Here is a 22917-nt window from a genome sequence, read left to right on the forward strand (position 1 = left end):
AGCTTGCGGACCAGCCCACTCACCGGATCGGTCGTACAGGGGGCCGCTGGACGCTGACTGGCTGGGCCCTCGGTCGGCGCAGGTGCAGGTTCGGGTCGGGTGTCGGGGCTGACTCGCTCGTTGTTGGACGACTGGCGCGGTACAACGCGGCAGTCGTCGAACAAGAGAGCAGCCGTCGCATTGCGGGGCAGTGCGCGCCGTTCGGGCCAGCTTGCGGACCAGCCCACTCACCGGATCGGTCGTACAGGGGGCCGCTGGACGCTGACTGGCTGGGCCCTCGGTCGGCGGAGGCGCAGGTTCGCGTCGCGTATCGACTGACTGGCTGGGCCCTCGGTCAGCGGAGGCGCAGGTTCGGGTCGCGTATCGGCTGACTGGCTGGGCCCTCGGTCGGCGGAGGCGCAGGTTCGGGTCGCGTATCGGCTGACTGGCTCGTTGTTCGACGACTGGCGCGGTACAACGCGGCAGTCGTCGAACAAGGGAGCAGTCGTCGACATGCGCGGCAGTGGGCCAGGCGGTTCGGACCAGCTTGCGCGGCAGGGGACCAGAGGAACGGGGCCCGCCGCATTCGGCCGGCCGGTGCCGACGCGGTACCCGCCGGGGGCCTGCGTCCGTTGCAGACCAGGTCGGCCACCGATTTCGGGGTCGCGGGGCGACCGGACGACCGGGCGAACCGGACGAACCGGCGACCGGCGACCGGCGACCGGCGACCGACCAGCGTCGTACGTTGGCTGACCGGCGGATGTGGGGCTTGTCCGCAGGGTCGACCACTGGACCCGTCGTATCGGCGCCGCTGGGCGGCTGGCCGATCGGCTGGCGTAGGTGCCGGGAGTGGGTGCGGGGGTTCAGATCTCGTGCGAACGGAGGTGGATGTTCTGCAGCAGGCCGATGGCGAGCAGGCCGGCGAACATCGACGAGCCGCCGTAGGAGACGAAGGGCAGCGGGAGGCCGGTGACCGGCATGATGCCGAGCGTCATACCGATGTTCTCGAAGGCCTGGAAGGCGAACCAGCAGACGATGCCGGTGGCGACCAGGCGGTCGAAGGCGTCGCGGGCGTTGACGGCGATCCGGAGGCCGCGCCAGAGGATCAGCGCGAACAGGACGATGATCGCGCCGGCGCCGAGCAGGCCGAGCTCCTCGCCGGCGACGGTGAAGACGAAGTCGGTGTGCTGCTCGGGGACGAAGGCGTTCTGGGTCTGGGAGCCGTGGAAGAGGCCCTGGCCGAAGACTCCGCCGTTGCCGATCGCGATACGGGCCTGGTTGACGTTGTAGCCAATGCCCTGGGGGTCCTGGGACGGGTCCGCGAAGGCGGTGAAGCGGGCGAGCTGGTACTCCTTCAGCACGTTGAACTGGATGGCCAGGGTCGCGATCAGGACCGCGGCGCTGACCAGGCCCAGCATCCAGCGCTTGGGGACGCCGGAGACGGCGATGATGCCGAAGACGATCGAGCCCAGGACCATCACCGTGCCGAGGTCGGGCTGGAGCATGACCAGGAGGACCGGGAACGCGGCGACCGCGATCGCCTGGGCCACGTCGATCGTGCGGGCGTTCTCGCGGTGGTTGGTCTCGCCCTTCTCGGCGATCAGCAGGGCCATGCCGACGATCACCGCGAGCTTGGCGAACTCGCTGGGCTGGACCGACATCCCCGGCAGCTGGATCCAGGAACGCGAACCGTTGATCACCGCGCCGACGCCGGGCACCAGGACGAGGATCAGGCCGAGCAGCGACGCGGCGTACAGCACCGGCGCGAGGATGCGCAGGCGGCGGTGGTCGGTGACCGCGGCGCCGACCGCGAGGACCGCGCCGATCGCGAAGTTCAGGGCGTGCCGGAGCAGGTACGCCTGCGGGTGCCCGTCGGTCAGCGATGATCGCTGGTACGTCGCCGACCAGACCAGCAGCCCGCCGAGGAAGGCGAGCGCGAGTACCCCGAGCACCAGGACCCAGTCGGCCTGCCAGAGCGCCGACCGCCGGTCCACCCGCGACCGGACCGGTCGCATCGTCAGCAGGCTCATGGCGTCTTCTTCGCGGCCGGCGGCGCGGGCGGCTTGATGTTGTAGAGCGTCTCGTAGATCTTGCGCACCGCCGTACCGGAGGCGCCCGAGCCCGTCCCGGCCTGGCTGATCATCATCACCACGGCGTACCGGTCGGAGTACGACGCGAGCCACGACGTGGTCTGCTTACCGTAGACCTCGGCCGTTCCGGTCTTGGCCCGGATCGGGATCTGGTCGAGCGGGAACCCGTTGAACTTCCAGGCCGCCGTCCCGGAGCGCACGGTCTCCTTCAGCGACTTGTCGATGTAGCGCAGGTTGGCGGCCGGGACCGGCAGCCGGGCGGCGATCGTGCTCGGGATGTCCTTGGCCTTGCCGTTCGGGCCGATCACCTTCTGCGCGACCCGCGGCTCCCAGAGGATGCCGCCGTTGGACAGCGCCGAGTAGACGGTCGCGAGCTGGATCGGCGTCAGCGTGGTGTCGCCCTGCCCGATCGCGAAGTTCACCGCGTCACCGGCGCGGTAGCGGTACCCGTCGGCGCAGAACTCGCGGGAGAACTGCTTGAGGAACGCCGACGTCCCGGCCGGCGGACTGCCGGCGAGCTTGCAGTAGTAGTCCTTCTGCGCGTCGTAGTACGTCTTCTTCCACTTGCGGTCCGCGATCCGCCCCGAGGCCTCGCCGGGCAGGTCGATCCCGGTCGCCTTGCCGAGGCCGAACTTCTTCGCCATCTCGACCAGCGGGTCGACCGCGTTGATGTCGCCGGAGTTGCCGCCCTCCTTGAGCCACAGGGCATAGGCGATCCGGTAGAAGAACGTGTCGCAGGACAGCGCGAGCGCCTGGTCGAACCCGATCATCCCGTACGACGCGGACTCGTAGTTCTTGAACCGGCGGTTGCCCACCTCGAAGAACGACGAGCAGTCCAGCCGGGTCTTCTGGCTGTACCCGGCGCCGAGCGCGGCCGCCGTCGTGATCGGCTTGAACGTCGACCCCGGCGCGAGCTGACCCTGCAGCGCCCGGGACAGCAGCGGCGTCCCGGACTGCGGCGAGTACAGCGCGTCGAGCTCGCGCTGCGAGATCCCGCCGACCCAGACGCCCGGGTCGTACGACGGGTAGCTGGCCATGCCGACGATGTGACCGGTCTTGGTGTCCATCACGACCGCGGCGCCCGAGTCGGCGACGTAGTTGCGCTTGGTGATCTTGTCGTACTGCTTGCGCGCGGTCGTGATCGCGCCGAGCAGCTCCTTCTCGACCGAGGCCTGCACGCGCGCGTCGATGCTCGTCACCAACGTCGAGCCGGGCACGGGCGCGGTCTGCTTCACCGTGCCGGTCGTGTACCCGACGGCGTCGACGCTGACGGTCTTCAGCCCGGGCGCCCCGCGCAGCATCGCGTCGTACGTGCGCTCGACGCCGGCCCGGCCGACCAGGTCGGACCGGTGCGGCACCGGGTCCTGCCCGCCGGCGTCGATCTTGTCGAGCTCCTCGGTGGTGATCGGCGACAGGTACCCGAGGATGTGGGCCGCGTTCACCCCGTACGGCGCCGGGTAGGCGCGCAGCGCGGCGGTCTCGGCGGCGACACCGGGGAAGTCCTCGCGGCGTTCCATCACCTCGATGGCGACCTGCTCGCTGACGTCCTTGGCCACCGGGATCGGCTGGTACGGCGAACCGTTCCAGCAGGCGGGCGGTTTGGACGCACCGGGCTCGCCACAGAGCTTGATCCGGGCGGTCAGGTCGGCCGGCTTCTGGCCGAGCACCTTCGCGAGCCGACCGAGCACGCTCTCCTGCTGCTTCTCGGTCAGCTTCGCCAGCACCGACCGGTCGACCGAGATCACCAGGGAGACCCGGTTGCCGACCAGGGTCCGGCCGGCGGCGTCGACGATCGTGCCGCGCGGCGCCGGGGTGAGCACGTCGCGGGTGCGGTTGTTGTCGGCGGCGTTCGCGTAGCTGTCGCCGGCCATCACCTGCAGGTACCACAGGCGGCCGAACAGTGTGCAGAACAAGGAGAAGACCAGCACGCCGATCACGAACAGGCGCATCCTGGCCTTCAGCGGCGCCGGGTTGAAGCTGTCGAAACTCATGGCATGACCCGGCGGCGTTCACGGGCCGGGAGCACCCGGCGCATCACCCAGAGCACGATCGGGATCACCACGATCGCGCCGACCACGTCGTACCCGGCGGCGATGCCGAGGCGGACGCCGAACTCGTTCCAGTCGACGGCCGGGTCGTGCAGCAGCGAGCCGGTCGCGCAGTAGAGCAGGAGCGACAGCGCGGCGCCGAGCACGACCGTCCCGGCGACGCCGACCGGACCGACCGGCCCGGCCGAGGTCTCACGGCGGATCAGGCCCGCGACGTACCCACTGACGGCCAGAGCGAGCGCCCACCGGCCCGCGGTGTGGTCGGCGGGTGGGACGACGTCGAGCATCAGGCCGCCGGCGAACCCGGTGATCGCGCCCCACTCCGGCCCGCGGGCCAGCGCAAGGCCGATCACGACGATCATCACCAGGTCGCAGGTGACGCCGGCGACCGCGATGTGCGGCAGCAGCGAGGTCTGCACGGTAACGGCGATCATCAGGAACAGGGCGGCGACCGCCATCCGGAGCGGGATCATCTCAGCGCCCCTCCTCGGGTGTGACCGTGCCGCGCGGCGGACGGGCCGGTGGGCCGGTGACCACGCCGACGGTGTCGATCCGGCTCGGGTCGACGAACGGCTTCACCGTCGCCGTCGATCCGAGCGTGCCCTGGTTCGGCGTGACGGTGGTGACGGTGCCGATCGGGACGCCCGGCACGTACGGCGCGTTGCCCTTCGAGCCCCAGGTGACGATCCGGTCGCCGACCTTCGGCCGGGCCCGCAGGTCGACCAGCTTGTAGTCCATCGTGCCGGCCGTCTCGCCCCGGCCGGACAGGAAGCCCAGCGCGAGCGTCGAGTTGAGCCGGCCGCCGACGGTCGAGTTCCGGTCGCCGATGAGCAGCACCGTGGCGGTCGCGTCGGTCGCCCGCACGACGCGGCCCACCAGCCCGTCCCCGTTCAGCACTGTCATGTCCGGCCGCACTCCGTCCGCCGTTCCGGCATCGATGGTCACTGTGTGGTTGAAGCTCTGCGCACTGCCGATCCCGATCACCCTGGCCGGCGTCACCGTGAACTGCGGGGCCACCTTCAGCAGGCGGTCCAGCTCGGCGGCGCGGTTGCGGGTGTAGTCGGTGGTGCGCAGCTCCTCGGTGAGTTTCTCGTTCTCCGCTTGGAGTTTCTCGTTCTCTGCCTTCAAGGTATCCACTTCGGCGAACCGGTCGCGCAGGTTGTCCACAGGCTGCCGGGCCGAGGTCGCGCCGGACTCCAGCGGACCGAAGACGGCCGCCGCGACGTGCCGCAGCGGATCGACCGGTGAACCGGACGACCGGCGCGCGTCGAGCACGATCAGGGTCAGCGAGGCCAGGATCACCAGCACCAGGACGGTTCGGCGACGGCGGATCTCGCGCGGCAGCCCGGCAGCACGGACCAGGCCTCTCGCGGGGGTGCCGAGGTCTTTGAGCATGGGTCCAGGGATCAGCGGCGGTTGTCGGTGACGAGGATGCGGTTCAGCGTCTCGATGTTGTCCACGCACTTGCCGGCGCCGAGCACGACGGCGTCCAGCGGGTTGTCCGCGACGTGGATCGGGATGCCGGTCTCGTGCCGCAGGCGCTCGTCCATGCCCTTGAGCAGCGCGCCGCCGCCGGTCAGCACGATGCCGCGGTCGACGATGTCGCCGGCCAGCTCGGGCGGGGTCTTGTCCAGGGTCGCCTTGACCGCGTCGACGATCGCGGTGATCGGCTCCTCGATCGCCTGCCGGATGCTGGCCGAGGAGACCTTCACGGTGCGCGGCAGGCCGGAGACCATGTCCCGGCCGCGGATCTCGGAGTCCGGGCCGTCGGCGGTCGGGAAGGCCGAGCCGATGGTCATCTTGATCTGCTCGGAGGTGGCCTCGCCGAGCATCAGCGAGTACTCCTTCTTGCAGTAGTTCACGACCGCCTTGTCGATGGCGTCGCCGGCCACCCGGATCGACTGGCTGGTGACGATGCCGCCGAAAGAGATCACGGCGACCTCGGTGGTGCCACCGCCGATGTCGACCACCATGTTGCCGGTGGCGTCGCGGACCTCGAGGTTCGAGCCGAGCGCGGCGGCCATCGGCTCCTCGATGATGTAGACCTTGCGGGCGCCGGCCATGTAGCCGGCGTCGCGGACGGCGCGCTGCTCGACCGCGGTGATCCCGGACGGCACGCAGACCACGATCCGCGGCTTGGCGAAGTACCGTCGGCGGTGGACCCGCTGGATGAAGTACCGCAGCATCTGCTCGGCGGCGTCGAAGTCGGCGATCACGCCGTCCTTGAGCGGCCGGATCGCGGTGATGTTGCCCGGCGTCCGGCCGATCATCTTCTTCGCCTCGTGCCCGAACGCGACCGCCTCGCGCGGTTCGTCGGTCCGGGTCGCCACCACGGACGGCTCGTTCAGCACGACGCCACGGCCCCGGACGTACACCAAGGTGTTCGCCGTACCGAGGTCGACCGCCATGTCTCGGCCGAGCATGCTGTTCGCCATGCAAGCCCCCTCCCGCCGCTACGGTCCCGGGTTCTCAGGCTAAGCGCGGACCGAGCGCCACCCAGGGACCGACACGACTCCGTCCGTCCACCACGCATCGTATCCGTACCCTCACTCCTGGCCAGCACGCGGGGCGCGGCTGTGGACAACGGCGCACACCCCGCCGGTACGCCGGTCCGTCGCCTCGCCGCGCGCCCGTCGTACGGCGGCCCGAAGCCCCGTCGTACGACAGGCCCGGGTGGTGCCGCCGGCAACGACCGGCGGCACCACGCGCCCCCAGACTCTCGCCCCTCCCCTGACGGGCGAGCGCTCCTCCCTACAGGCGCGGCGAGGGGGTTCCCGGCACGGCCGGACGGGCCGGCGCCGAGGACTCCTCGCCCGGTGAGCATGCCGGTTGGCGCATTCACGACGCTTTCTTCGCGCTTTCACGCCCGTCGGGGGGTCACAATGGCGCCATGGAATTCCGGCTGCTCGGTCCGGTGGAGGTCCTCGACGACTCCGGCCGGCGCATCGAGCTGGCCGCGAACCGGCTCCGCGTGCTGCTGGCGACCCTGCTCCTGCAGCCCAACCGGGTGGTCGCCGGGCAGGAGCTGATGGACACGCTCTGGGAGGAGGACCTACCCGCCCGGCCGCGGGCGGCCCTCCAGACCTACATGTCCCGTTTGCGGACCCTGCTGGGCCGCCCGCTCATCCGGACCGAGGCGGCGGGCTACGTGATCACCGTCGACCCGTCCGAGATCGATCTGACCCGCTTCCGCGACCTGGTCGAGGCCAGTACCGGCACGGCCGACCCCGAGGAGCGGATGCGGCTGCTGACCGAGTCGCTCAGCCTGTGGCGTGGTGAGCCGCTCGCGGGCCTGGCAGCCGGAGCGCTGATCCGGGATGCCATCCCAGCCCTCACCGAGGAGCGCCTCCAGGCGACCGAGCTCCTCCTGGCGGCCCGGCTCGAGCAGGGAGACCAGGTCAGCGCAGAGCTCCACAGCCTGACCCGCCGCTACCCCCTGCGCGAGTCACTGTGGGCCCTGCTCATGCAGAGCCAGATCCGGGCCGGTCAGCCGGCCGACGCCCTGGCCACCTACAGCGAGGCCTCCAGACACCTCGCCGACGAGCTCGGACTCGACCCGGGCCCGGCCCTGCGCCGCCTCCACCAGGCCGTACTCGCGACAGACGCCCGAGCAGCCGCAGCACGTACGGCGAACCAGACAGTCCCCCACCAGTTGCCGGCCGTCGGGCGGGCCTTCATCGGCCGCGACCAGGAGCTGGAGGAGCTCAGCCGGGTCCTGCTGACCCCCACCGGCTCGATCGCGGTCATCTCAGGCACCGCCGGTGTCGGCAAGACCGCTCTGGCCGTCCAGTGGGCCGAGCGGGCCGACTTCCCCGACGGTCAGCTCTACGTCAACCTGCGCGGCTTCGACCCTTCCGGTGAGCTGGTCGACCCGGCTGACGCCATCCGTGGGTTCCTCGACGCCCTGCAGTCCATGCCCGGCCGGATCCCTGCCGGTGAAGCTGCGCAGTCCGCGCTCTACCGGACCCTGCTCAAAGACCGCCGGATGCTGATCGTGCTCGACAACGCCCGCAACGCGGCGCAGGTCCGCCCACTGCTGCCAGGCGGCCACACCTGCCGAGTTGTAGTCACCAGCCGCGACGGCCTGCCTGGTCTGCTCGCCACGGAAGGCGCCGTCCCGATCAACCTCGACCTGATGGACTGGGACCAGGCCGCAGCCCTCCTGGAGGGCGCAGTCGGCAGCGACCGCCTCCAGGCCGAGCCGGACGCCGTAGAGGAGCTCATCGAGCTGGCGGCCCGGCTGCCGCTCGCCCTGTCCCTGGTCGCGGCCCACGCCGCCGCCCACCCGACCTGGTCGCTCGGCGCGGTCGCCACCGACCTCCGGCGTACCAGGCAGGGACTGGACGCCTTCGCCGGCGAGGACGAGGCCACCGACCTCCGCGCGGTCTTCTCCTGGTCGTACCAGCTCGTCAAAGCGACCTCGGCGCGCGTGTTCAAGCTGTACGGCGCACATCCCGGCCCAGACCTCTCCGTCGACGCCGCAGCCGCACTAGCCGGTACGACGCCCGACCGCGTCGCGCCTGCCCTGGCTGAGCTCGAGCGAGCGCACCTCCTCACCCAGCACTCCCCCGGGCGCTACTCGGCGCACGACCTGCTCCGCACGTACGCGACCGAGCTCGCCACCGAGGAACGCGCCCCGCTGCACAGCCTGCTCGACTACTACCTCCGTACGGCGGACGCGGGCGACCAGTGGCTCCGCCCGCACCGCGACCCCGACGAGCTGCCCGAGCCCGCCGGTACGCCGTACACGCAGAGCTTCGGCGGCTACCAGGAGGCGTTCGACTGGTTCGAGCAGGAGTGCCCGACCCTGGTCGCCTTGGTGGAGCACGCCGTACGACGAGGCTTCGACGGGCACGCGACGCACCTCGCGCGGACCATGACCGGCTACCTGGAGCGCCGTGGTCTGTGGAGCACCTGGGTCGACGTGATGGGTACGGCGGTCTACGCGTGCGAGCGGTCCGGCGACGCGGCCGCCCAGGTGATGGCCCGGAGGTACCACGCCCACGCCCTGGCCCGTCAGCAGCGACTCCCCGAAGCTCAGACCGAGGCCGAGCGCGCGCTCGACCTGGCCAAGGGCGATCCGGTCGCGCAGGCCTGGTGCGAACGCATGCTGGCCTTCGTACTGGCCCAGCAGGACCGTCTGAAGGAGTCGTACGAGCATGACCTCGTCGCGTCCGGCCTGTTCAAGGCGGCGGGCCACCGGACCGGCCAGGCGTTGGCGCTCAACTCACTGGGCCTGCTACACGCCAACACCTTCGGCGAGTACGAGCTGGCGCTGCAGTACTGCCTCCAGGCCCAGCGGCTCTACCAGCAGGTCGACCACAAGCTCGGCGAGGCAGCCACCTGGGACCACCTCGGCTACGCCTACCGCTGCCAGTCGGCGTACGGCGAAGCCATCGCCTGCTACCGCAAGGCCCTGTCGCTCTACCGCGAGCTGAACGACCTCTACTACCAGGCCCTGATGCTGCAGAACCTCGGCGACGTCCACCAGGAGCTCGGCGACCAGCCAGCGGCCCGCAGCTCGTGGCAGTCGGCCCTGACCCTGCTGACCGGCCTCGCCCACCCCATCGCCGACGATCTGCAGGCCAAGCTCGGCTGACAACATCTCACCGGCGCGAAGCATCTTGCTCTGTGGGGGCATCTTCGGACGCGGCTCGTCCGTATCCAGCGGTGCTGCCGGCGAGCTGGATCCTGCCGCACCGGGCCCGCAACGGCGTGCTCGCGGTCTTCTCGCTCGGCTTCTACGCGGTCGGCGGGAAGGAGTTCGTGCTGCTCCTGCTCGCGCTGATCACGTCAACTACACCGCGCCGCTGGCACCAGTCGCTGTCGCGCTGGTTCCGCGACTACCTGTACGTGCCGCTCGGCGGCAACCGCGGCGGGACGTTCCGCACCTACCGGAACCTGAGCATCGTCTTCCTGGCCACCGGTCTGTGGCACGGCGCGGCCTGGACGTTCGTGATCTGGGGCGCCTTCCACGGGCTGCTGCTGATCGTCGAGCGCGCCACCGGGCTCGGCCGGTCGGACCGCTGGGCCGCACCGCGGCGCGGATCACCTTCCTGCTGGTCGTTTTCGGCTGGGTGCTGTTCCGCGCCGAGTCGTTGCCGGCCGCCGGATCGATGCTTCAGGCAACGATCACCCCACGACTTGGACACTCGGACCGGACGTCGCCGTCCTGCTGTCCGGGCACCGGATCGCGCTGCTCGTGCTGGTGCTCGCGACGGTGCTGCTGCCGGCGACGCGGGTGACCGGCCGAGTGATCGACGGACTGCAGGAGGCGCCGTCTGGGCCCGCCGGTCGATCAAGGCCGTCGCGCTGGCGCTCACGCCGTACGCCGGGATCGTGGCGGTGGCCGGCACGTTCAGCCCGTTCTTGTACTTCCAGTTCTGACAGGAGGATGTGGTGAAGCGAGGTCAGGTGGTCGCGGGGGTCGTCGCGCTGGTGTTCGTGTTCGGCCGGCGTTCGGGTACGTCGTGGGGCTGCGGCAGGCGCCGGCGGACCGGGTCGCGGGGCGGTCGACCGCCGTACGGGGGAAGTCGTGGTTCGACTTCCACGTGCTGCGGGAGCTGCCGACATCGGGCAAGGTCGTTCGGGGGCCTAATGATTACCTGCTCCTCGGCGAGGACTTCACCAAGGCCTGCAAGCAGACTCCGGGCTTCCGGCAAGGACTCGACGGGCTCGCGGAGCTGGCCGAGGTGATCGAGCGGTCGGGGCGGAAGGTCGTCTTCACCGCAGGGCCGAACAAGTCGTCGGTGGTGGAGCCGCCGGCCGTCGTACCGGACGGGCACCGCGCCGGTGCCGGACTGCTCGGCGGGAAGTCGCTGATCATCGGCGACTCGTTCAGCTACTTCGCGCTGGGCAACCTGCGGCCGCTGTTCGCCGACGGGACGTTCCTGTGGACCGGGCACGTCAGCGAGGCCGACCTGATCGCGGCGATCAAGGGCGCCGACACGGTGGTGATCCAGATCGTGCAGCGCTCGATCACGCCGGGGCACGCGTTCGCGACCAAGGCCTTCCGGGACAAGGTCGCGGCGGCGCTGCGCTGAAGACTCCGGCCACTTCAGCACGCGTCAACCGCGCCCGCGCATTTCGTGGGTCAACCCGCCAAACGGCCCGTTGGCCCACCGAATTTCGATGGGCCAACGGGCCAGGTGATGAGTTAACCCACCAAATGCTCGCTGCCGGGCCGCACGTCAGTACGGCGTACGGCTCACGGCAGGTCGGGGAACCAGAGCTTGATCTCGCGCTCGGCGGACTCCGGGGAGTCCGACCCGTGCACCAGGTTCTCGCGGTTGGACAGCGAGTGGTCGCCGCGGATCGTGCCCGGGGCGGCCTTGCGGCCGTCGGTGGCGCCGTTCAGGGCGCGGACGACCTCGATCGCCTCGTCGCCCTCGAGCACCAGCGCGATCAACGGGCCGCTGGTGATGAACGTGCGCAGCGGCGGGTAGAAGTCCCGCTCGACGTGCTCGAGGTAGTGCTGGTCGGCGGTCTCGCCGTCGATCGTGCACAGCTCCATCGCGACGATCGACAGGCCCTTGGCCTCGAAACGGCCGAGGATCTCCCCGACCAGGCCGCGGCGTACGGTGTCGGGCTTCAGCAGGACAAGGGTGCGCTGCGACATGTCGGTCATCTCTTTCTCGAAGGCTTCTACGAAAGTCTCGGGGCCGCGAGCCTAACCGGCGGCCCGGGCCTGCGCGGCCTTGGCCTCGTCGATCCGGCGGCCGAGCACGATCGCCATCACCCAGAACGCGGCGAAGGCCAGGCCGAGCACGAACATCACCGGTACGACGAAGCCGAGGCCGACCGCGCCGACCTGGACCACCCAGCCGAGCACGTAGCCGACCTGGTTGCGCAGCAGGCCGGTCGCGACGATCGCCAGCACCGCGAGGCCCAGGCACAGCGGCAGCGCCGTACTGGCGTCGACGTCGGCCACGGAGATCATCACGATCGTCGCCAGCGCGAGCACGATCGACTCGAAGCCGAGCACGATCGACGCCATCGACCTCATCGGTTGGCTTCCTTCGGCTTGCGGACCAGCAGCTTGCGGGCCTCACCGGCGGTGATCACCGAGCCGGTGATCAGCACGCCGCCGCTGCCGAACGCGATCGCGTCCTGCTCGGCCAGCCGCAGCGCCTCGTCGATCGCGTCGAGCAGGCGCGGCTTGACGATCACCCGGTCCTCGCCGAACACCTCGGCGGCGATCTCCCCGAGCTCCTCGGCCGGCATCGACCGGTCGAAGGAGTTCCGGGTGCAGACGATCGTCTCCATGATCGGCTCGTAGGCCTCGAGCACGCCGTACACGTCCTTGTCCTTCATCACGCCGACCACGCCGATCAGCGGGTTGAACGCGAACGCCTCGGACACCGTCGCCGCGGTCGCCTCGGCGCCGTGCGGGTTGTGCGCGGCGTCGACGATCACGGTCGGACCGGTCCGGACGACCTCCATCCGGCCCGGAGAGGTGGTCTCGGCGAAACCGGCCTGGACCACCTCGGTGGTCACCCGGCCCTCGGTCTGCTCGGTCGCGCCCAGCAGCGCCTCGACGGCGGCCAGCGCGGTCGCGGCGTTGTGCGCCTGGTACTCGCCGTGCAGCGGCAGGAAGATCTCCTCGTACTCGCCGCCCAGGCCCTTGATCGAGATCAGCTGCCCGCCGACCGCGACCGTCCGGCTGGTGACGCCGAACTCCGCTCCCTCGCGCACGACCTGCGAGCCGACCTCGGCGGCGCGGCGCTGCAGGACCTCCAGCACCTCGTAGCTCTGCTGGGCGATCACCGCCGTGCCGCCCTGCTTGATGATCCCGGACTTCTCGCCGGCGATCGTGACCGGGTCCGCGCCGAGAATGTGCGCGTGGTCGACGGCGATCGGGGTGATCACCGAGACGACGCCGTCGGCGACGTTGGTCGCGTCCCAGGTGCCGCCCAGGCCGACCTCGATGATCGCGACGTCGACGGGTGCGTCGGCGAAGACGGCGTACGCCATCGCGGTGATCACCTCGAAGAACGACAGCGGGTGCTCCTGCTCGGAGTCCACGACGTCCAGGTACGGCGCGATCTCGACGTAGGCCTCGACGAACTGCTGCTCGGTGACCGGTTCGCCGTTCAGCGTGATCCGCTCGCGGACCGACTCCAGGTGCGGGCTGGTGAACCGGCCGGTCCGCAGCCCGGCCTCGCGGAGCAGGGAGTCGATCATCCGCGCCGTCGAGGTCTTGCCGTTGGTGCCGGTGAGGTGCACGACCGGGTAGGTCTTCTGCGGGTCGCCGAGCAGCTCGGTGAGCCGCTGGACGCGCTCCAGCGTGGGGTCCATCTTGGTCTCCGGCCAACGGGCCTGGAGTTTCGCCGACACTTCGGCGTACGTGAGGTCGCTCATCAGGGGACCAGTCTAGTGAGGGCTGTGGATATCCGGTCGGAGCATCCCTTGACAACCACTACGATTGTGCGCATGACCGAGATCTCCCGCGTTCCCGACAAGCCCACCCTCGAAGGCCTCGAGGAGAAGTGGGCGGCTGTATGGCGCGACCAGGAGACCTACGCGTTCGACCGGACGGCCGAGCGGGCCGACGTCTACTCCATCGACACGCCCCCGCCGACCGTCTCCGGCAAGCTGCACGTCGGTCACATCTTCAGCTACACCCACACCGACCTGATCGCGCGCTTCCAGCGGATGCGCGGCAAGAAGGTCTTCTACCCGATCGGCTGGGACGACAACGGCCTGCCGACCGAGCGCCGGGTGCAGAACTACTACGGCGTCCGCTGCGATCCGACGCTGCCGTACGACGCGTCGTTCGAGCCGCCGGAGAAGCCGGACCCGAAGAAGCAGGTCCCGGTCAGCCGGCAGAACTTCGTCGAGCTGTGCGGTGAGCTGACGCACATCGACGAGCAGGCGTTCGAGGCGATGTGGCGCCAGGTCGGGCTGAGCGTCGACTGGTCGTACCTCTACACCACGATCTCCGACGACTCCCGCCGGACCTCGCAGCGGGCCTTCCTGCGCAATTTCGCGCGCGGCGAGGCCTACCTGTCCGAGGCACCGACGCTGTGGGACGTCACGTTCCAGACCGCGGTCGCGCAGGCCGAGCTGGAGGCCCGGGAGTATCCCGGCGCCTACCACAAGATCGCCTTCCACGGCCCGAACGGCCCGATCTACATCGAGACCACCCGGCCCGAGCTGATCCCGGCCTGCGTCGCGCTGATCGCGCACCCGTCCGACGAGCGGTACAAGGACCTGTTCGGTACGACGGTCCGCTCGCCGCTGTTCGACGTCGAGGTCCCGGTCCTGGCGCACGAGGCCGCCGAGCCCGACAAGGGCGCCGGGATCGCGATGTGCTGCACGTTCGGCGACCTGACCGACGTCCAGTGGTGGCGCGAGCTGCAGCTCCCGGTCCGGACGGTGATCGGCCGCGACGGCCGGCTGCTGCGCGACACCCCGGAGTGGCTCGAGGGCTCCGAGCTGTACGCCGAGCTGGCGGGCAAGACGGTCTTCAGCGCGCGCGAGCTGACCGTCACCAAGCTGCGCGAGTCCGGTGACCTGGACGGCGAGCCGACCAAGACCACCCGGATGACGAACTTCTTCGAGAAGGGCGACAAGCCGCTCGAGATCGTCTCCACCCGCCAGTGGTACATCGCGAACGGCGGCCGCAGCGAGGACCTGCGGCAGGAGTTCGTCGACCTCGGCAAGGAAGAGGAGTGGGTCCCGGAGCACATGCGGCACCGCTACCAGAACTGGGTCGAGGGCCTGAACGGCGACTGGCTGATCTCCCGCCAGCGCTTCTTCGGCGTCCCCTTCCCGGTCTGGTACCCGATCGCCCACGACGGCGAGCCGGACTACGACCACCCGCTGCTGCCCCGCGAGGAGCAGCTGCCGATCGACCCGACCTCGCAGGTCCCATCCGGGTACGACGAGTCCCAGCGTGGCAAGCCGGGCGGTTTCCAGGCCGACCCCGACGTGATGGACACCTGGGCGACGTCCTCGCTGACTCCGCAGATCGTCTGCGGCTGGGAGCGGGACGCCGACCTGTTCGCGCGGACCTTCCCGATGGACCTGAACACGCACGCCCACGACATCATCCGGACCTGGCTGTTCTCCCGGGTCGTCCGGGCGCAGTTCGAGAACGGCACGCTGCCGTGGAAGCGCTCGATGATCTCCGGCTTTGTGGTCGACCCCGACCGCAAGAAGTTCAGCAAGTCCAAGGGCAACGCGGCGCTGCCGGACGACATCCTCAACAAGTTCGGTTCCGACGCCGTGCGCTGGCGCGCGGCGATGGCCCGGCCGGGGCTGGACTCGCCGTTCGACGAGTCGCAGATGAAGGTCGGCCGCCGGCTGGCGATCAAGGTCCTGAACGCGTCGAAGTTCGTGCTCGGCTTCGGAGCGACGTCCGCGGACGCCGCCGCCGTCACCGAGCCGGTCGACCTGGCGATGCTGCACAAGCTGCGCCAGACCGTTGCCGAGGCGACCGCCGCGTTCGACCGGTACGACTACACCGGCGCCCTCGAGGTGACCGAGCGGTTCTTCTGGACCTTCTGCGACGACTACGTCGAGCTGGTCAAGGAGCGCGCGTACGGCGGCCAGGGCGACGCTCCGGCGGCCTCGGCCAAGGCGGCGCTCGCCGTCGCGCTGTCGGTCCAGCTGCGGCTGCTCGCGCCGTACCTGCCGTTCGCGACCGAAGAGGTCTGGTCGTGGTGGCAGGAAGGCTCGATCCACCGCTCGACCTGGCCGGTCGCCGACGTCGACATCGCGGTCGCCGACCAGGACCCCGCCGTCCTGGACGCGGTCGCCGAGGTCCTCGCCGGGATCCGAGGCGCCAAGTCGACGGCCCAGGTGTCGATGAAGACCGAGGTCAGCAAGGCCGAGGTCACCGGCCCCGCCGCCCGCCTCACCCTGGCCGAACGCGCCGAGAACGACCTGCGCGCCGCCGGCCGGATCACCGGCGAGATCCTCTGGAGCCCCGAAGACACCGCCGACTCCGTCACGGTCGTCGCCACCCTCTGACCTCGCCGTTCCGTACGCCGTGACGCCCGCCTCCACCCCCGGAGGCGGGCGTCACCGGTTTCACCCCAACGACTACGCTGCGAAGCCAGTCACCCCGATGTGGAACCATCGGCCCGACCCCCCGGCCAGTCCGAAGGAGCAGCCCCGTGAGCGACGAGAACCAGCCCCCCACCCCGGCTGCCTCCACCCCCGCGGACCGGCCCGGCAAGAAGCCCACCCGGCGTACGAGCAAGAAGGCCACGACACGCGCGGTGAAGAAGCCCGCTCCGGAGTCGCCGGAGCTGCCGTTCGCTCCGCCGGCTGGGGAGCCGGCTCCGGTGCCGGAGTCACCCGAGCTGCCTTTCGCTCCGCCTGCTGGGGAGACGGAGTCGGCGAAGCCCACGCCGGGGGCGCCCGCCGCGGAGTCGGCGAAGGCGAGCCCAGCCCGTGGCGGCACTGCACCGAAGCCTGGCGACGGGACTCTCCCCAACACCTCCGCCACCCCACCGGCGAGCTCCGGGTCTGCACCGGCGGCCCCCGCCGCCGCGTTTCCCTCGACGGGTCCGGCGAGTAAGTCTGCCGGCTCGAAGGGCGGGCAGACGCCGATGCCCGCGCAGACTCCTATGCCTGCTCAGACGCCGATGGCTCCGCAGACTCCTCTCCGCGCGCAGACCTCGGCCAAAGCTCCCGCAAAGCCGGCTGGCTCGAGCTCCACCGGCACGCCGTCGAGCAAGCCTTCCGCAGCCTCTGCCGGAGGTCCTACCGCAGCCTCCACCAGCGGTCCTTCCGGAGTTCCTTCCGCAGGCTCTGCTGGAGGTCCTACCGCGACAGCTGGCGCACCTCCTGCGAGCGCAGGCTCAGCCGACGCATCCTCTTCCGCCGGAACCTCCCGTACGACTCCCCCAAGCGTCGGATCAACCGGAGCAACTGCTCCCGCCGGTGCACCGGGCACGACGCTCGCCGGTGGACCCGGGGCGACACCACCCTCAGACACCTCCGCTGCAGAACCGATCAGGCGTCCGCCTGTCGCTCCGGCAGCTCGTGCATCGAGTGCTGCTGCGGGTGGACCGGCATCTGATGCTCCGAGTCGGCCCGAGTCCGGTGTTGCGGCGGATCGGCCTGTAGCTGGTGCGTCTGCGGCGGATGGGTCTGCCTCTGGAACACCTGCGGCGGATGCGCCTAGAACCGGCTCGAGTGCAGCTGGTCCCTCCGGTACGACGCTTGCTGGTGGAGCCGGCGCGACGCCGTCTGCAGGCGCATCGGATGCTGGAGTCGTCAGGCGTCCGCCTGTTGCTCCGGCAGCTGGTGCATCGGGCGCGACTGCGCCTGCCGGTACGACTGGTGTTGCAGATCGGTCCGAGTCCGGTGCTGCGGCGGAGCGGCCGGCTGCTGGGACGGATCGGCCTGCAGCTGGGGCGTCTGGTGCTCGGGTAGGTGCTGCTGGATCCGCAGTGGGCGGGGCTGCTTCCGGCAGGCCTGCGGCGGATGCGCCGACGACCGGCTCGGGTGCAGCTGGTCCCTCCGGTACGACGCTTGCTGGTGGAGCCGGCGCGACACCGCCTGCTGGGGCGTCGGATGCTGGAGCTGTCAGGCGTCCGCCGGTGGCGGCGCCGGTGTCCGGTAAAGCGGCGGGTGCGCCCGGTACGTCAGCCGGGCCAGGTGGGACAGGTTCTGCGGGTACGACGTTTGCTGGTGGGGCTGGAGCTACGCCCCCGGCAGGTGGAGATGCGAAGAAGGTAGGCACGGGTTCGGCCGGAGCCACGACTGCTGGTGAGGCTGCCTCGACGGCAGCCGCTGGCGCGGGTGCCACGTCGGGTGTTGTTGGTGCAGGCTCGTCGCCAGGTGCTGCTGGCGGAGGCGCGACGCCGGGGACTGCTGGGGCAGGCGCTGCGTCGAGTGCTGCTGGCGGAGGCGCGACGCCGACTACTTCTGCTGGAGCTGGCGCGACGCCTGCGACGCCTGCGACTCCTGCTGGTGCAGGCGGGGCCTTGAGTGCTGCTGGTGCAGGCGCCGCGGCGGGTAAAGCGGCCGCGGAGGCCGCGGCGGGTGCGGCTTCGACGGGTGCAGCTGCGGGTGCCGGGTCGGGTGTTGGTGCGGGTGCTGGCGCCAAGTCGGGTGCTGCTGCTCGTACTGGACCTGCGGCGAGTGCTGGTGCGGCGGAGGCGAAGGCTTCGGGTGGTGGGCCTGCGGCGAAGGTTGCTGATGGTGGACCCGCTGGGAAGGTTGCTGGTGGTGGCTCTGGGGGGAAGACCTCCGGGGGGGTTGGCGGGGTTGCCGGTGCGGGGAAGGTAGCCGGTGGTCCGGGTGCCGCCGGTCCGGGGACTGGCGAACCAAGCGCCGGGGGTGCTGGCGGTGGCACTGGGAAGACCGGCGGGCCCCCCGCAAAGGGCGGCGGCAAACCCCCGAGCAGCGGCCCCAAGCGCTCCTGGCGGCGTAACCCGTGGGTGACTGTTGGTGGGGTGGTGGTCGTTCTCCTGGTGCTCGCGTTGTTCGGGTACATCGGTGGGCTCGGGCCGATGAGTCGCCTGAACACAGCGCGTGGGATCACGCCGCCTACTGCTCTGGCAGGGCTGGATCGGATCACTGATCCGGAGTTGCGGGATCAGTTGAAGCTGGATCGGACGCGGGAGGAGTTGAGCCGGATCAACGACGGGAAGCAGGCGACCGTCGAGGCGTACGGCGATCTGAACGGCGAGCGGATGTACGTCGTGATCGCGTTGCGCGGGAAAGTGGACATCGACAAGACGATCAGCGACTCGGGGGCGAAGCCGGATCAGGTCAAGCAGGTGGGGTCGTCGACCTGTGTGGCGTCGACCGACGCGTTGCCGACGCAGTGCTACCGCGGGTCGAACACCCTGACCGTGATCGTGCAGGCAGCGAACGACGGCGTGAGTGTCGATGACGTCGGGGCGGTGTCGGACGAAGCGTTCACCGCGATGAAGTAGGTCCCGGTCGACCTGTCACCGCCCGGGAGCATCACGTGCCCGCCTGGAAAACAAGGAGAAAGCCGCCGGCCCCCGTGCACGACAGGGACCGGCGGCTTTCCGGTTCGCGAGACGAACCGTCCGCGACTACCGAGGAAGCTAGAAGCCCGCGAGCTCCAGTGCCGGGTTCGGCAGGGACGCGCGTGCCTTCGCTGCCGGCGTGAACGGCTTGCGGTCCTGGGCGCACGTCGAGTTGTCCGCCGGTGCCTTCAGACCGACCAGGTACGCCGTGATCTTCGCGTCGGCGCAGGTGCTGTTACCGAGGGCGGTGTGGCCGAAGCCCTCGATCGTGATCATCCGCGCGTCGGGGTAGAGGTCGGCGTACGGGCGGGTGGCCTGGTACGGCGTGGCCGGGTCGTGCCGGGTGCCGATGACCAGGACCGGTGCCTTGACCGAGTTCTTCCACGGGCCGCGGAAGTCGTCGGTGTCGCGGACCGGCATGAACTCGCAGGTCTGCCCCACCCAGGCGCGCATCCGGCCGAAGTGCGGCGCGCGGCGGTCGGCGTCGTCGGCGAACTGCGAGTACGCCAGCGGACGGCCGGACTGCCGGGCCTCGATGCACGGCTGCAGGCTGCTGCCGGCCGACGTGTACTCCTCCTTGCGCCGGTTCCACTCGATCACGATCTTCGGCGCCTTCAACGCCTTCGCGGTCCGCGCCGGGGCGCTCGCGGCGACGAGGTCGGCGAGACCGGCCGCGAGGTCGGTCCAGGCGTCCGGCCCGTACAGGTTGAAGAAGATGGTCTGGACGACGTCCTGGTACGTCAGCTTCGTCGTCGTACCGTCCGGCATCTGCAGCTCGATCGGCTTCGTCTTCAACTGCGCGAGCAGGCGCTCGGTCACCGTCGACGGATCGCCGTACTTCGCCAGCGCGCACGCCGCAGCGCCCGCCTTCTTGCACTCGGCAAGGAACTGCTGGTACGTGTCGGCGGCACCCTCACCCTGCCGGAGCCGCACGCCGACCGGGCGGCGGTCGCCGTCCGAGCCCGAGTACCACTCGGGGCTCAGCGTCCCGTCGAGCACCAGCGCACGGACCTTGCCAGGGAAGAACTTCGCGTACGTCGCACCGAGGTACGTGCCGTACGAGTAGCCGGCGTAGCTCAGCTTGTCGTCGCCGACGGCGCGGCGCAGCAGATCCATGTCCCGGGCAACGTTCGCGGTCGAGTAGTGCGTGAGCCGGTCCGGGGACGTGGTCAGGCAGCCGACCGCGAGCTTGGCGTTCACCACCGTGAACTGCTTGGCCTCCTTCGCGGTCAGCGGGAAGCCCGGTACGCCGGTGAGCAGCGCGGTCTCCTCGGAGGCGGTCGGGAAGCACGTCACCGGGTCGGACTTGCCGACCCCCCGCGGGTCGAAGCCGAGGATGTCGAACTTGGCGCGCACCTCCGGCGTGTACGCGAACTCGGCCGTGGTTTGGACGAATCCGACACCGGGCCCACCAGGCCCGCCGGGGTTCGTGAACAGCGTGCCGATCCGCTCAGCGGGCTTCGAGGCGGGCAGCTTGGTCAGCGCGATCGTCGTCGTCGCACCGCGCGGCTGGTCGTAGTCGGTCGGCACCTCGACCGACGCGCACTGGAACTTCGCGAGCTTCGGATCGGTCCCGCAGGAAGCCCACGGAATCTTCGGTACGGCGACGCGCGCCGCCTTCGCCGCCTCCCGAATCGCCAGCGCGTCACCGGCCCCGGCCTGCGTCGCTGACGCCGCCCCGGCCGAGCGTCCCGCAGCGGCCGCCGTACCGGCGTCGGCCGAAGTCTCCGCCGCGTCCGTCGTCCCCGCGTCCGCCGTGGCGACCGCTGCCAGCGGACCGGCGGCGGCTGGTACGGCCAAGGTGGCGGCAAGCACCAGGCCCAGGGTCGTCCTCGTGGTTTTTCGCACGGTTCTCCCTCACTGTTCCGCGGGTACGGAGCGGCACCCGCTGACTCGACGCTATGAGCCGAACGCCTCCCCCTGCGTCCGTCGCGAGGGGGAGGCCGCCATCCGCCGCGCAGCGGACCCGGTCCTCCCCCCGGCGGACGTCAGGACCCCCAGCGGCCGGCGCCGAGCGCGCGGACCGTGCCGGCGCTCGCCTTATCGGCCGCCGTCCTGGGCGTGAAGGGCTTCACGTGCTGCTCGCAGACGGTGTTGTCGGCCGGAGCCTTCAGGTTGACCAGGTAGTCGGTGACCTTCGCGTCCGCGCACTCGCTGACGGTGATCGAGCCGTGGCCGAAGCCCTCGACGGTGATCAGCCGCGGGTCCGGGAACAGGTCCGCGAACGGACGGGTCGCCTGGTAAGGCGTACCCGGGTCGTAGCGGGTGCCGATGACCACGACCGGAGCCTTCACCGAGTTCTCCCACGGACCGCGGAAGGCGTCGGCGTCCTTGACCGGGATGAACGAGCACAGGTAGTCGACCCAGGTCCGGTAGGCGCCGAAGTGTGGGTTCTCCCGGTCGGCCTGCTTCGACAGCTTCAGGTAGTCCTGTGGACGGCTGGGGGTACGTCCCTCGACGCACGCGTGGGCGGAGTTGCCGACCGAGGCGTACTCCTCCTTGCGCCGGTCCCAGTCGATCAGCATCGGCGGGGCGGCGGCCTTGCTGTCGCGGGCCGCGGCCGGAGCCTTGGTCGCGGTCTCCAGCGCGACCAGCGTGTCGGCCAGGTCGCTGAAGAAGAGCGGCGAGTAGAGCTTGTCGAACATCAGCGCGACGGTGTCCGCGTAGGTCATCTTGATCAGTGCCCCGTCGGGACCCGGAAGCTCGGCCGGCTTCGTCTTCAGCCGCGTCAGCAGGTTCTCCGTGACCGTCTCGGGATCGCCGAGCTCGGCCAGGGAACACCGGTCGGCGCCGACCTTCTTGCACTCGGCAAGGAACGCCTTGTACGTCTCGTGACCGCCCAGGGCCTGACCGACCCGGATGCCGCCGGGACGCGGGTCGTCGGGGTTCGTCCCGGAGTACGCCTCCGGGACCAGCGTCGCGTCGAGCACCAGCGCGCGCACGTTGTCCGGGAACAGACTGGCGTACGTCGCACCGAGGAACGTTCCGTACGAGAGACCGTGGTAGGTCATCTTCCGGTCGCCCAGCGCGCGGCGGAGCAGGTCCATGTCCCGGGCGACGTTCGCGCTGGACATGTGCTTGAGCCGGTCCGGCGAGGTGGTCAGGCAACCTATCGCCTGCCGGATCGTGCCCTGGGTGTAGGTCTTGAACTCCGCGGCGTTGATCGGGAAGATCGGCATCTTCGCGATCACCGCGGCCTCCTCGGCGGCAGTCGGGAAACACGTCACCGGGTCAGAGGTGCCGACCCCGCGCGGGTCGAAGCCGAGGATGTCGAACTTGGCCCTGACCTCGGGCGTCCAGGCGGCAACGGCCGCCTTGTGCACGAAGTCGACGCCGGGCACGCCGGGCCCACCCGGGTCGGTGAACAGTGTGCCGATCCGCGCGGCCGGGTTACTGGCGGGCAACCGGGTCATCCGGATCGTGGTCGTCGCGCCCCGCGGCTTGTCGTAGTCGGTCGGGGCCTCGACGGCCGCGCACTGGAACTTCGCGAGCGCCGGGTCGGCGCCGCACGACGTCCAGCTGATCTTCAGTACGGCGACCCGGGCGGCCTTCACGGCCTCGCGGCGGGCGATCGCCGGGTCGACGGCCGCTGCCTTCGCGTCGGCGCCCGCCTTCGCGTCGGCGCCGGCCTTCGTGTCGGTCGCCGTCTGCGTGGCCACCGACGCCTGCGTGCCGGACGACCAGCCGGCCATCGCCGGTGCGACGGCGGCCGAGCCGGCAAACGCCGCGGCCAGGGCGATGATCAGAGGCGTCCTGCTGGTTCTTCGCATGGTTCTCCTCGTTGGTCAGCAGATGCCGTCGGCACCACACCAACGAAGCTAAGCGGTGTACTTCCGGGTG

At 70.5% G+C, this 22917-nt stretch carries 17 protein-coding genes; 7 read left to right on the top strand and 10 right to left on the bottom strand.

Translation table 11 applies throughout. From position 1 onward, the window contains the following. Positions 1-842 precede the first annotated feature (842 nt). Genes rodA through ACLQ2O_RS35795 form a run of 5 tightly spaced genes read right to left on the bottom strand, consistent with a single transcriptional unit; the run spans position 843 to position 6552 of the window. Entirely contained in the window at positions 843-2009 is a 1167-nt protein-coding gene (rodA, locus tag ACLQ2O_RS35775) for a rod shape-determining protein RodA (RefSeq protein WP_425841087.1), read from the bottom strand. Next, positions 2006-4060 carry a penicillin-binding protein 2 gene (gene mrdA / locus ACLQ2O_RS35780; protein WP_425841090.1) on the bottom strand — a complete coding sequence of 685 codons (2055 nt, stop codon included), beginning with the start codon at positions 4058-4060 and terminating at the stop codon, positions 2006-2008. The genes rodA and mrdA overlap by 4 nt, the downstream gene beginning before the upstream one ends. Continuing rightward, positions 4057-4590, bottom strand: coding sequence for a rod shape-determining protein MreD (gene mreD / locus ACLQ2O_RS35785; protein WP_425841093.1), 534 nt, complete (start codon positions 4588-4590; stop codon positions 4057-4059). The genes mrdA and mreD overlap by 4 nt, the downstream gene beginning before the upstream one ends. 1 nt (position 4591) lies before the next feature. Then, positions 4592-5512, bottom strand: coding sequence for a rod shape-determining protein MreC (gene mreC, locus ACLQ2O_RS35790; protein WP_425841096.1), 921 nt, complete (start codon positions 5510-5512; stop codon positions 4592-4594). Between the two features lie 11 nt (positions 5513-5523). Then, positions 5524-6552 (bottom strand): rod shape-determining protein, encoded by a 1029-nt coding sequence (locus tag ACLQ2O_RS35795; RefSeq protein ID WP_425841098.1) that lies wholly within the window; start codon positions 6550-6552, stop codon positions 5524-5526. Positions 6553-7007: 455 nt separating this feature from the next. Here ACLQ2O_RS35795 and ACLQ2O_RS35800 point away from each other — a divergent pair, with 455 nt between their 5' ends. The 3 genes from ACLQ2O_RS35800 to ACLQ2O_RS35810 all read left to right on the top strand — a co-directional run bounded on the left by ACLQ2O_RS35800 (position 7008) and on the right by ACLQ2O_RS35810 (position 11160). Then, positions 7008-9716 (top strand): BTAD domain-containing putative transcriptional regulator, encoded by a 2709-nt coding sequence (locus ACLQ2O_RS35800; protein WP_425841101.1) that lies wholly within the window; start codon positions 7008-7010, stop codon positions 9714-9716. A 71-nt stretch (positions 9717-9787) separates the two neighbouring features. After that, a complete protein-coding gene (locus ACLQ2O_RS35805; protein WP_425841104.1) occupies positions 9788-10504 on the top strand; it encodes an MBOAT family O-acyltransferase in 717 nt (238 codons plus the stop codon). An 83-nt stretch (positions 10505-10587) separates the two neighbouring features. Beyond that, positions 10588-11160, top strand: coding sequence for a hypothetical protein (locus ACLQ2O_RS35810; RefSeq protein WP_425841107.1), 573 nt, complete (start codon positions 10588-10590; stop codon positions 11158-11160). 164 nt (positions 11161-11324) lie between these two features. On the opposite strand, the gene ndk is transcribed toward ACLQ2O_RS35810, so the two are convergent. The 3 genes from ndk to ACLQ2O_RS35825 are packed head-to-tail and all read right to left on the bottom strand — an operon-like array spanning position 11325 to position 13477. Further along, on the bottom strand, positions 11325-11735 hold the full coding sequence (gene ndk, locus ACLQ2O_RS35815) for a nucleoside-diphosphate kinase (RefSeq protein ID WP_425841820.1): 411 nt from the start codon (positions 11733-11735) through the stop codon (positions 11325-11327). Positions 11736-11786: 51 nt separating this feature from the next. Further along, complete coding sequence (locus tag ACLQ2O_RS35820) at positions 11787-12122, bottom strand: DUF4233 domain-containing protein (RefSeq protein WP_425841110.1); 336 nt, start codon at positions 12120-12122, stop codon at positions 11787-11789. After that, complete coding sequence (locus ACLQ2O_RS35825; RefSeq protein ID WP_425841113.1) at positions 12119-13477, bottom strand: bifunctional folylpolyglutamate synthase/dihydrofolate synthase; 1359 nt, start codon at positions 13475-13477, stop codon at positions 12119-12121. The genes ACLQ2O_RS35820 and ACLQ2O_RS35825 overlap by 4 nt, the downstream gene beginning before the upstream one ends. Before the next feature lie 72 nt (positions 13478-13549). Here ACLQ2O_RS35825 and valS point away from each other — a divergent pair, with 72 nt between their 5' ends. From valS to ACLQ2O_RS35845, 4 genes are all read left to right on the top strand, one after another. Next, positions 13550-16093 (top strand): valine--tRNA ligase, encoded by a 2544-nt coding sequence (gene valS / locus ACLQ2O_RS35830; RefSeq protein ID WP_425841116.1) that lies wholly within the window; start codon positions 13550-13552, stop codon positions 16091-16093. Between the two features lie 1242 nt (positions 16094-17335). Next, the gene (locus ACLQ2O_RS35835; protein WP_425841119.1) at positions 17336-17506 is read left to right on the top strand and encodes a hypothetical protein; all 171 of its coding nucleotides are present in this window, start codon (positions 17336-17338) and stop codon (positions 17504-17506) included. Between the two features lie 390 nt (positions 17507-17896). After that, complete coding sequence (locus ACLQ2O_RS35840) at positions 17897-18064, top strand: hypothetical protein (protein ID WP_425841122.1); 168 nt, start codon at positions 17897-17899, stop codon at positions 18062-18064. A 467-nt stretch (positions 18065-18531) separates the two neighbouring features. Further along, the gene (locus ACLQ2O_RS35845; protein ID WP_425841125.1) at positions 18532-19017 is read left to right on the top strand and encodes a hypothetical protein; all 486 of its coding nucleotides are present in this window, start codon (positions 18532-18534) and stop codon (positions 19015-19017) included. Between the two features lie 138 nt (positions 19018-19155). On the opposite strand, the gene ACLQ2O_RS35850 is transcribed toward ACLQ2O_RS35845, so the two are convergent. Continuing rightward, the gene (locus tag ACLQ2O_RS35850; protein ID WP_425841128.1) at positions 19156-20925 is read right to left on the bottom strand and encodes an alpha/beta hydrolase; all 1770 of its coding nucleotides are present in this window, start codon (positions 20923-20925) and stop codon (positions 19156-19158) included. A 140-nt stretch (positions 20926-21065) separates the two neighbouring features. After that, complete coding sequence (locus ACLQ2O_RS35855; RefSeq protein WP_425841130.1) at positions 21066-22847, bottom strand: alpha/beta hydrolase; 1782 nt, start codon at positions 22845-22847, stop codon at positions 21066-21068. Positions 22848-22917 lie beyond the last annotated feature (70 nt).

The organism is Kribbella sp. DT2, from assembly GCF_049844575.1.
Classification (GTDB): Bacteria; Actinomycetota; Actinomycetes; order Propionibacteriales; family Kribbellaceae; genus Kribbella.

Coding starts and splice junctions, on each gene's coding strand:
- ACLQ2O_RS35820 (WP_425841110.1), bottom strand. CDS start 12,122: ATGAGGTCGATGGCGTCGATCGTGCTCGGCTTCGAGTCGATCGTGCTC.
- valS (WP_425841116.1), top strand. CDS start 13,550: ATGACCGAGATCTCCCGCGTTCCCGACAAGCCCACCCTCGAAGGCCTC.
- ACLQ2O_RS35825 (WP_425841113.1), bottom strand. CDS start 13,477: ATGAGCGACCTCACGTACGCCGAAGTGTCGGCGAAACTCCAGGCCCGT.
- ACLQ2O_RS35795 (WP_425841098.1), bottom strand. CDS start 6,552: ATGGCGAACAGCATGCTCGGCCGAGACATGGCGGTCGACCTCGGTACG.
- ACLQ2O_RS35800 (WP_425841101.1), top strand. CDS start 7,008: ATGGAATTCCGGCTGCTCGGTCCGGTGGAGGTCCTCGACGACTCCGGC.
- ndk (WP_425841820.1), bottom strand. CDS start 11,735: ATGTCGCAGCGCACCCTTGTCCTGCTGAAGCCCGACACCGTACGCCGC.
- rodA (WP_425841087.1), bottom strand. CDS start 2,009: ATGAGCCTGCTGACGATGCGACCGGTCCGGTCGCGGGTGGACCGGCGG.
- mrdA (WP_425841090.1), bottom strand. CDS start 4,060: ATGAGTTTCGACAGCTTCAACCCGGCGCCGCTGAAGGCCAGGATGCGC.
- ACLQ2O_RS35835 (WP_425841119.1), top strand. CDS start 17,336: ATGCTGGAGTCGTCAGGCGTCCGCCTGTTGCTCCGGCAGCTGGTGCAT.
- mreC (WP_425841096.1), bottom strand. CDS start 5,512: ATGCTCAAAGACCTCGGCACCCCCGCGAGAGGCCTGGTCCGTGCTGCC.
- mreD (WP_425841093.1), bottom strand. CDS start 4,590: ATGATCCCGCTCCGGATGGCGGTCGCCGCCCTGTTCCTGATGATCGCC.
- ACLQ2O_RS35855 (WP_425841130.1), bottom strand. CDS start 22,847: ATGCGAAGAACCAGCAGGACGCCTCTGATCATCGCCCTGGCCGCGGCG.